Raw genomic sequence first — 9464 nt, 5'->3', positions numbered from 1 at the left:
TAACATATAACGAATAACGAATAGTTGCGCCGCCTTGGCTATCCACATCGCACAGGGCGGCACTGATAACATGAGAACACCTATGACTAGCCATACTCTAGATCAATACAATAGCAATAACGAAAAACTCAGCCCTTGGCCGTGGCAAGTCAACGATGCCGCGCTGAGCTTTGATATCGACTCATTAGGCAAAAAACTCAAAGATTTAAGCCAAGCCTGTTACTTAGTCAATCACAGCGAAAAAGGCTTAGGCATAGCGCAAACGGCCGAAGTAACAACAAGCGACAGCCAAGCGCCTCTTGGCTCACACCCCGTCAGCGCCTTTGCGCCTGCCCTTGGCACCCAAAGTTTAGGCGACAGCAATTTTCGCCGCGTACACGGGGTTAAATACGCTTACTACGCCGGCGCTATGGCCAACGGTATTGCCTCGGAAGAACTGGTTATTGCGCTAGGTCAAGCGGGCATTTTGTGCTCATTTGGCGCGGCGGGGTTAATTCCATCCCGCGTTGAAGCGGCCATTACTCGCATTCAAGCGGCGCTGCCTAATGGCCCCTACGCCTTTAACTTAATTCATAGCCCAAGCGAGCCCGCATTAGAGCGCGGCAGTGTTGAGCTGTTCTTAAAACATAAAGTGCGCACGGTCGAAGCTTCGGCATTTTTAGGGTTAACGCCGCAAATCGTCTATTACCGCGCAGCGGGTTTGAGCCGCGACGAACATGGCGAAATAGTCATTGGCAACAAAGTCATCGCCAAAATCAGCCGCACCGAAGTCGCGACTAAGTTTATGGAACCGGCGCCTGCCAAAATCCTCCAGCAACTAGTGAGTGACGGTCTTATCAGCCAAGACCAAATGGCGATGGCATTGCTTGTGCCGATGGCGGATGACATCACAGCCGAAGCCGACTCTGGCGGCCATACCGACAATCGTCCGTTAGTCACGCTTTTGCCGACGATTTTGGCGCTCAAAGATGAAATCCAAGCTAAGTATCAATACAAGACACCCATCCGCGTGGGTGCTGGCGGCGGCGTCGGCACACCCGATGCAGCATTAGCCACCTTCAACATGGGCGCGGCCTTTATCGTCACAGGTTCAATCAACCAAGCCTGCGTCGAAGCGGGCGCGAGTGAACACACTCGTAAGTTACTCGCTACCACAGAAATGGCCGATGTGACTATGGCGCCTGCCGCAGATATGTTCGAAATGGGCGTGAAATTACAAGTGGTTAAGCGCGGCACTCTGTTCCCGATGCGCGCCAATAAGCTGTATGAAATCTACACCCGTTACGATTCGATTGATGCCATCCCTGCGGACGAGCGTAAAAAGCTCGAAGAGCAAGTGTTCCGCTCATCACTCGATGATATTTGGGCGGGCACAGTTGCCCACTTTAACGAGCGCGATCCTAAGCAAATCGAGCGCGCGCTGGATAACCCTAAACGTAAGATGGCGCTGATTTTCCGCTGGTATTTAGGTCTATCGAGCCGCTGGTCAAACACAGGTGAAGTCGGCCGCGAAATGGATTACCAAATCTGGGCAGGCCCTGCCCTTGGCGCATTTAATGCGTGGGCGAAAGGCAGTTATTTAGATGACTATAAGGCCCGTAATGCGGTGGATTTAGCCAAACATTTAATGGTGGGCGCGGCGTATCAAGCGCGGATTAACCTGCTGTTATCCCAAGGCGCGACCATTCCAGTTAGCCTGCAACGCTGGAAACCGCTAAATCGTTTTTAACCGATTAGCCTCAACGTAACACCTTGTATATAAAGCTGGCATGGGTAACAGTGTCAGCTTTTTTATTGATAAAAAGCACAGTTATTAAGGCTGAAACTTTTACCGAAAGTAAGGTAAAAATTGCTTAATTTGCATTTAAGTAAACTGAAAAAAATCAACTAAAGCTAAATATAAACAAACAAAATCAAAATGTTATCCTTAAAAAATCACATTGGCATTAAGCTCGCATCCTATAAATAACCACTCACCATTACCTTACAAATGACACAAACGGGTCAGATGAAGGATAAAGACTGGGATAGGAGGTTAATATGTTAGGTTGGACATTAATGTTTTTGGTTGTTGCCATTATTGCTGGGCTCTTTGGTTTTACCGGTATTGCAGGAGCCGCTGCTGGTATCGCAAAAATCATTTTCTTCTTATTTATTGTGTTACTGGTGATTTCACTGTTGGTCAATGCCATCAAAGGTAGAGCCCCGCGCCCTTAATTTTTATTGGAGAGGAAATAGATATGAAACCATTTACGCTAATGACAAGTGCAGCACTGGCATTATTACTCGCCCTAGGCCTATCTGCCTGTAGTGATAACAAAGCCGAAGATGCCGGTGAAAAGATCGATGATGCCATTACCGATGTAGGCAACGCTATCGAAGATGCCTGTGAAGAAGTCAAAGAAGGCGTTAAGGCTAAAGATACTAAGTGCTAGGCTAACAAGCTTTATCTGATTTAGGGTAGCAATAGACACATCTACTGCTACCCTTTTGGTTTAAACTCAATCATTTCAACATCTTCATCTCACATTCAACCATTTCAAGTGCAACGAATTTAACCAAAAGCAACGGCATTGGAGAACTTGCATGCTAACGAAGATCCACATCAAATATTTGTACACAGCAGGTGCCATGCTATTCGCCTATTTTGCGGTGGCAGGAACTTCTCCTCTGCTTACGTTCATTTGGGCATGGACGAGCCTGTCACTGTTTTTAGTCGGCTCAGCCTATTGGTTTAATCGCGCCAGTATTTTTAGAAAACGCCAAGATGGCACTATTCCTTGGTATATTCGCTGGGGTTTTATCCCTTTTTTATTGGGTTGCCGACTCTATAACCATTGGGCGAGAAAATGTGATTCAGTGCCATCGATGCAGAGGATAGATGAACATCTGTATCTCGGTTGTCGACTCTTTCCTGCGGATCTGGAAAAGATTAAAGCCAATAAGATCACTGCCATTCTGGATGTCACCGCTGAGTTTGATGGCTTAGATTGGTCACAGTTTGAAGATCATATTGAGTATTTAAATATTCCCATCTTAGATCATAGTGTGCCGACCAGTGCCCAACTCAATCAAGCCGTTAACTGGCTGCACCGCCAAGTGCGCGCCAATAAAAAGGTACTCATCCACTGTGCTATGGGTCGTGGCCGCTCAGTGCTGGTACTCGCCGCTTATTTGGTTTGTAAAGATAAACAACAGCACTTCGTAGAAGTACTGCAACAGATAAAGCAAGTTCGCAAAACCGCAGGCTTAAACAAATGGCAATTACGCGCGCTTGAGCGCATGCTCAGTCAAGGGAAAATTAACATCCACAAAGTAGCATGGATTATCGCCAACCCAGTCTCTGGCGGCGGAAAATGGCGAGAATACAGCGAACAAATCCAAGATGAACTCAAAGCCTATTTTGACCTGACGTTAACTCTCACAACAGCAGACGAAACCGCAAATATCTTCGCTCAACAGGCCCGCAGTGCAGGCGCAGATATCGTTATCGCCTGTGGCGGAGACGGTACGGTAACCGAGGTCGCATCAGAAGTTGTGAATACCGATATCATGTTAGGGATTATTCCTTTAGGAACGACGAACGCCTTAAGTCATGCGCTATTTGGTTTAGGCAGCAAGATAATTCCTATCTCTCAGGCGCTGGATAATATTATTCAAGGACACAACCAAGCTATAGATACCGCACGTTGTAATGATGAGTTAGTGTTGTTACTTGTCGGCATTGGATTTGAGCAAAAAATGATTGAATCAGCAAACCGCGAGCGTAAAAACGCCCTAGGTCAACTGGCCTACCTCGATGGTCTATGGCAAGCGATGAGTATGGCAGAAACCTTAACTATCTCGTTAAGTTTGGACGATGCCGCGCCGATAACGATCCGTACCCACAGCTTAGTAATTGCCAATGCCGCCCCCTTTACCAGTTTGCTAGCACAAGGAAATGGCGAACCCAATATGACCGATGGATTGCTCGATATTACCTGGTTGGATGCGGACGATGACCCCAAAGGCCCCTTGCTTGGCTTAGCCGAATTAGCAATCGCTGGGTGGGTTAAAGAAGGCCATAAAGATCTAAAAGTTCAACAAGCTCGCCTAAGTAAAGTCCACCACGCCCACGCTAAAAAGGTCACCATTAGCAGTCAGCCTAAGTGTAAATATGTGATTGATGGCGAAGTGTTTGAGCCTGCGGATCTTACCATTGAGGTTCAACCCGCATCCCTTAAGGTGTTTGTTCCCTATCAAGAAATAACCGAAGAAACAACCTTGTAATCATCTGTGGCATTAATGCCTTGATGCCTTGATGTCTTGATGCCTCAACGTCAATCACTTCTTCATCTATATTGAAACACACTCATTATTTTGCAGTAGGCTCACCTGACTCGACTTGCTGTTCATACTTACTGAGCTTGTTATAGAGGGTTTTAACGCTAATCCCTAATTGTTCAGCAGTATCGGTTTTATTGCCATTACTGGACTCTAGTGCTTGATAAATGGCAATTTTCTCCAAATCATCTAAACGCATCCCTTGGGGAATAATCACTTCTTCCTCAGCAATTTTGGCGTTATCAATTTCCTGTTCTAGCTGCAAATGACTCGGCAAAATCTCTTGATCCGCCAGAATATAAGCCCGCTCAACGGCATGTTTTAACTCGCGTACATTGCCTGTCCAACGATTAGCAGCAATCATCCGCAGACTTTCCTCTGAGAAAACTTTGCACTGCTTTTCAGCCACATTACGATAAGCCAGAAAATGCTGCGCTAATCCGATAATATCTTCACCACGAACCCTTAATGGTGGAACTCTAATCGGGAATTGAGCCAAGCGAAAATATAAATCCTCTCGAAATAGCCCAGCCTCTATTGCCGCAAGAGGATCACGATTCGTTGCCGCCACAATGCGTACATCTGAGTGGAGTACTTTGTCTCCCCCCACTGGGCGATACTCATTATTTTCTAGCACTCTAAGTAACTTTACTTGATGCTCTATAGGCATTTCCGTTATTTCATCGAGAAATAACGTTCCACCTTCCGCCTGTTCAAAAACCCCTTTATGATCCCGATTTGCACCAGTAAAAGCCCCTTTAACATGTCCAAATAACTCACTATCAACCAATTCGGGACTGAGAGCGCCGCAGTTAATCGCAATAAAAGGCTCATTCACTCTCGGGCTTGCTAAGTGGATAGTATTAGCGACTAACTCTTTACCTACACCACTCTCGCCAATAATTAATACATTACTGTCGGTGACTGATACACGACGAATGGTGCGATACAACTTATGCATAGGCGCCGACGAACCGACAAGTAAACCGTATTGGTCTAACTCGCTTAAAAAGGGGCTTGAACGGCTGGGTGAACTAGCGACTAAATGCTGAGCAAAATCAATTAAAATACTACTTATCAGTGACATATCATATGGCTTGCGAAGATGATAACCTGCATATTGCGCCATAAGCTTATCCAGATTGGGATTGGGCTGACCATTGGAGAGAAAAATAAACTCAATCCCCGACATAGCTGCATTTTTCATTAAATCAAGATAGTCCTCGTGACTAAGACAAGGAAACTCAATAACTGCAACATCAACATGATTGGCTTCAAGCTGGGCAAGCCAAGGTAAGTCATCAATACTACGCAGTTTATTAAAATGTAAGGCACCCTCAAGTTGCACAAGTGCTTGCTCGGCACCTAAATCCTGTAGGTGATAAAAAAGTGTTGGTCGAGCCATGCTAAGTTCACTCCTGTGTATGAAGATCCACTGTATGCCAGCCGTGAAACTTTAACAACATCAATGGTAATAGTTTCCGACATACCAATCGAATAACTGAACTAACTAAAAATATCGCTCTATAAATCAGTCTTTTAATCTACCACTAAAAACGAGAACGGAATATGCATGGTAGCTGAACAAAACTGACATTATTAACTCAAGAATGCCGGACTCAGGCATAAGGAGATGGATTATGAAGTCTAATGTTGTGCAACATCAGACTGATATCAGCGCCGATATCAAGCTTAGCGAGGGGATTATTACACTCTGCCAGAGGGGAGATGAGTTCTACACTCGCGCGATCTCTCTGGTCGATGACTATAACCTGCAACGTATTCTTAGGGTGCAATCCTCTGTCTATAAACGTCTATTAATCAGACTATCCTTACCGCAAGACTATCCAAGTACAGGTAACATCACTAACCAACAAATAAATCCTTATGCTCAAGTTGAAACGCTATTAGAACAACACGTAATCTCTGTGGCCATTGCGGCTCTTATCGAGATCGAGCAACAAGTGCTAACTCAACTAAAGCGGGCAGTAAAACAAGCACATCATCCACATCTCACATGTCAACTTGCCGAAGGCACTGCTTGGTTACAAATCAGTTGCGATGCCATGCAATCCCTTCATAACCCTTAACGCTCTAGTTACTAACCGCACAGTCTTGTGCGGTTTTTCATGTCAATTGCATCGAGGGTCTCTCTGCAATAATTACATTTATTCGGTAAAAAAGACCGATTAATGGCCTCTACAACAAGCCTAAATCAAAGATAAAATCATTATATAAACATATAAATCAATGAGTTAAAAACATTGGCACGATTCACGCTATATCTATCCTTGAGTCAACAACTGAGGATATCATCATGAAAACAGCAACAGTATTAGCAACCTTACTTATCGGTTCAATCAGCTTAAATGTGGCTGCAGCTCAGGATTGGAAAAATGAAGCCAAAGATGCTTGGATTGATGGTAAAGCAGAAACGACCCTGTTACTCAATACTAACCTGAACTCCTTTAACATTATGACCGATGTAAAAGATGGTCATGTGACCTTAACCGGACAAGTAGAAAGTCGCGTCGATAAAGCCCTTGCAACGGAGCTTATCAAAAGCCTAGATGGGGTAAAAGATGTCGATAACAAGTTAACCGTAATGAGTAAAGATGATGGTACCAGCGATGTGATGAAAACCTTGACCGACTCCAAAGTCGCCACCGTTGTCAAAACCCGTTTATTATTTTCAACCGATGTTTCTGGCACCCAAATTAACGTCGATGTTGCCGATGGTGTTGTGACTCTCAAAGGGGAAGTCGCAAGCGATGCAGAGCGTCAACTCGCGCTAAAAATTGCTGAAAACACCGACGATGTTAAAAAGGTGGTTGATAAAATCAGCATAGTTAAAAAGGTTTGATAAATCAGCTCCAAAACAGCGCTTTCACAAATGAATAACATCAATCTATATGACTGAATTATCGGTCCAAAAACAAAACCCGCCTAGGCGGGTTTTGTTTTTATTGTTGGCAGCAGACCCTATTCACACTCTGCAAAAATACCCATAACGCATCGCACGCTCTAGTTAATCCCCGTTTCAGTAACTGTCAGTTCTAAGGTTTTAACGATTTCAGGATTTTCTGACATAGGTTGATTAGGTGCCCTATCTCTATAGGTAACGGCGATTTTATAAGGTGACTCAAAGGGATAAACAGGTTCAACATTATCAACCTCAATCCTATCTCCAATCAAAACACTCCCCAAATGCTTCAAACTGGAGTGTTCATAATCGAGATTAAATAATCCAAGATACCAAAACACCCCTGAACCTTGAGTTGTCACAATAAATGGCGCAACAAAGGGCATTGTTTGCGCATTCAAATCCAATTGAATAGGAGCATTACTCTGTGTGTCTGGCTCTAATGCGGGATCAAAATTAAGCGGCGTAATGCGCATATAATCGAGCAATACTCGTCCCTTGACGTCACCGCCTTGGTAGTCGCCAATGGCAAACTCTGTTTGCTTAACTTTAATAAAATGCGTTAATGCCACAGGTTTATGTCCTTCGGGTAAATGTACTTCAAAGGGGTTAGCAGTATTAAGCGTAAACAGTTTCAGCATCACCTCTGATGCATTGGCAACTGGTTTTATCTCACTTGGTACGACAAGATCTGTCTCATTAATGTCAACACGATTAGCTTGTGCCTTCGCATTCTCTAGAGCCATCGCATCATCAAATGGCATCACTCGGCCATCTTCCACGACCATAAACACATCATCATTCGTCATATTAAAACGATAGATGCCCGCGGCAAGTATGCCGAGTACGACGACTGTTGCGGCTATGGTTAACTTTACAAACGTACTCATTATTTCCCCCAGTCACCTTTAAATTTCATTTCAGTTTGCAGCAGTATCACCCCAATTTGTAGACAAAAGCAGTATTACAGATAGCACTGAAAAACAAACCTATGAATGAACTGAAATTGAGTTTATTTTTGTATTAGTCAGCCAAAGTTCAGCAAATATCGCAAAAATTGCGCAACCGCGGGGGGAAATAAATGTCAATTTATAGATAGTCGTGACTTAGCGACTACACTCATTGACGTTATAATCACCGTCATTCACAGCCATCATCGATGGCACATTAACTCGAACAATGTGGTTTTATTTAACCTTTCGCTAAGGATTTTCGCACCAATGACGACAGCCTCGACTAGCCCTTTTACCGTATTGAACCAAACTACTGCTGCTTCATTCAATGAGCAGAAAAATCTGATTAAACGGGTATTTAAAGGTAAACCAGTCCAATGTCCAAGCTGTAAGCAAACGCTAAAAGTGGTATTACCCGAGCAGGTAAAAGCGGAACAAACTGCGGGGATCTTCTGCGCTAAAGGCTGCACTGATATCGAACTCGATATGGAAGCCGTTGCAGGACTGTAATTATCCAACATTAATCGCACAGAGATAAGTGCTGTTAAACACCTTGAGTTGTGGCGAATGACTCAAACAGGTGAGTCACTCGGCTTCGTGCAACATAATATTATCAGGCGCTAAACACTCAGCCATTGATATTCGAGCAAAGGTTCAGCACCCGCTTGCAGGCCACGGCTCAGCGTGACGTTAAATACACTTTTAGCGGGAATACTTCCCACGCCCTTGGGTGTGCCTGTCATCACAATATCGCCCTCATCGAGACTGATAAATGCCTGTAGCTCGGACAATATGGTTTGAGGTTTGTAAATCATTAAATCGATATGCCCCTCTTGGACTAGCTTGTCATTGATACTCAAGGTGAAATGCAGCGGTGCCTCTGCATCATCAATCGCCACAAACGGACTGAATAACGCTGCACCATCAAAGGCTTTTGCTCGCTCCCAAGGCAATCCCTTAGCTTTTAACTTAGTTTGCAAATCACGTTTTGTGAGATCTAAACCCACTGCAACATGACTAAAACGACCATGCAGGAACATAAAGCAAAGTTCAGTTTCATAATGCAGCGTTTCACCCAAATGTTGTGAGTGAAGCTCGGTCGTTATCGCTGAATTAGGTTTTAGGAATACCACCATATCCTCAGGTATTTCATTGCCTAACTCATGGATATGATCCACATAATTCCGCCCAACACAGATAATTTTTGTTGGCACTACGGCCGACTCACCTAACATTACCGTTTTCATTTCTCTCCTTTCACGCCC

At 44.3% G+C, this 9464-nt stretch carries 10 protein-coding genes; 7 read left to right on the top strand and 3 right to left on the bottom strand.

Annotation, left to right across the window (positions count from 1 at the left end; all coding sequences use genetic code 11):
* Positions 1–82 precede the first annotated feature (82 nt).
* From pfaD to MZ182_RS06305, 4 genes are all read left to right on the top strand, one after another.
* A complete protein-coding gene (pfaD, locus tag MZ182_RS06320) occupies positions 83–1729 on the top strand; it encodes a PfaD family polyunsaturated fatty acid/polyketide biosynthesis protein (protein WP_248065667.1) in 1647 nt (548 codons plus the stop codon).
* A gap of 311 nt (positions 1730–2040) precedes the next feature.
* Positions 2041–2217: a DUF1328 domain-containing protein gene (locus tag MZ182_RS06315; RefSeq protein ID WP_011790054.1), complete on the top strand. Its 177-nt coding sequence runs from the start codon at positions 2041–2043 to the stop codon at positions 2215–2217.
* A 23-nt stretch (positions 2218–2240) separates the two neighbouring features.
* Positions 2241–2435, top strand: coding sequence for a hypothetical protein (locus tag MZ182_RS06310; RefSeq protein ID WP_011790055.1), 195 nt, complete (start codon positions 2241–2243; stop codon positions 2433–2435).
* A 151-nt stretch (positions 2436–2586) separates the two neighbouring features.
* Positions 2587–4269, top strand: coding sequence for a diacylglycerol kinase family protein (locus MZ182_RS06305; RefSeq protein ID WP_248065666.1), 1683 nt, complete (start codon positions 2587–2589; stop codon positions 4267–4269).
* Positions 4270–4354: 85 nt separating this feature from the next.
* Here MZ182_RS06305 and MZ182_RS06300 read toward each other — a convergent pair whose 3' ends face one another.
* Positions 4355–5728, bottom strand: a complete 1374-nt coding sequence (locus MZ182_RS06300) for a sigma-54 interaction domain-containing protein (protein WP_014610198.1) — start codon at positions 5726–5728, stop codon at positions 4355–4357.
* 235 nt (positions 5729–5963) lie between these two features.
* Between MZ182_RS06300 and MZ182_RS06295 the strand changes: the two genes are divergently transcribed.
* Entirely contained in the window at positions 5964–6413 is a 450-nt protein-coding gene (locus MZ182_RS06295; RefSeq protein WP_011790058.1) for a hypothetical protein, read from the top strand.
* 227 nt (positions 6414–6640) lie between these two features.
* Positions 6641–7186, top strand: coding sequence for a BON domain-containing protein (locus tag MZ182_RS06290; RefSeq protein WP_248065665.1), 546 nt, complete (start codon positions 6641–6643; stop codon positions 7184–7186).
* A gap of 161 nt (positions 7187–7347) precedes the next feature.
* Here MZ182_RS06290 and MZ182_RS06285 read toward each other — a convergent pair whose 3' ends face one another.
* On the bottom strand, positions 7348–8136 hold the full coding sequence (locus MZ182_RS06285) for a hypothetical protein (RefSeq protein ID WP_248065664.1): 789 nt from the start codon (positions 8134–8136) through the stop codon (positions 7348–7350).
* A gap of 330 nt (positions 8137–8466) precedes the next feature.
* Between MZ182_RS06285 and MZ182_RS06280 the strand changes: the two genes are divergently transcribed.
* The gene (locus tag MZ182_RS06280) at positions 8467–8709 is read left to right on the top strand and encodes a hypothetical protein (protein WP_011790061.1); all 243 of its coding nucleotides are present in this window, start codon (positions 8467–8469) and stop codon (positions 8707–8709) included.
* A gap of 110 nt (positions 8710–8819) precedes the next feature.
* On the opposite strand, the gene MZ182_RS06275 is transcribed toward MZ182_RS06280, so the two are convergent.
* Entirely contained in the window at positions 8820–9446 is a 627-nt protein-coding gene (locus MZ182_RS06275) for a fumarylacetoacetate hydrolase family protein (protein WP_011790062.1), read from the bottom strand.
* Positions 9447–9464 lie beyond the last annotated feature (18 nt).

The sequence above is a fragment of the Shewanella sp. JNE2 genome (assembly GCF_023159115.1).
Classification (GTDB): Bacteria; Pseudomonadota; Gammaproteobacteria; order Enterobacterales; family Shewanellaceae; genus Shewanella; species Shewanella putrefaciens.
This window is presented reverse-complemented; position numbering and strand designations above follow the sequence as displayed.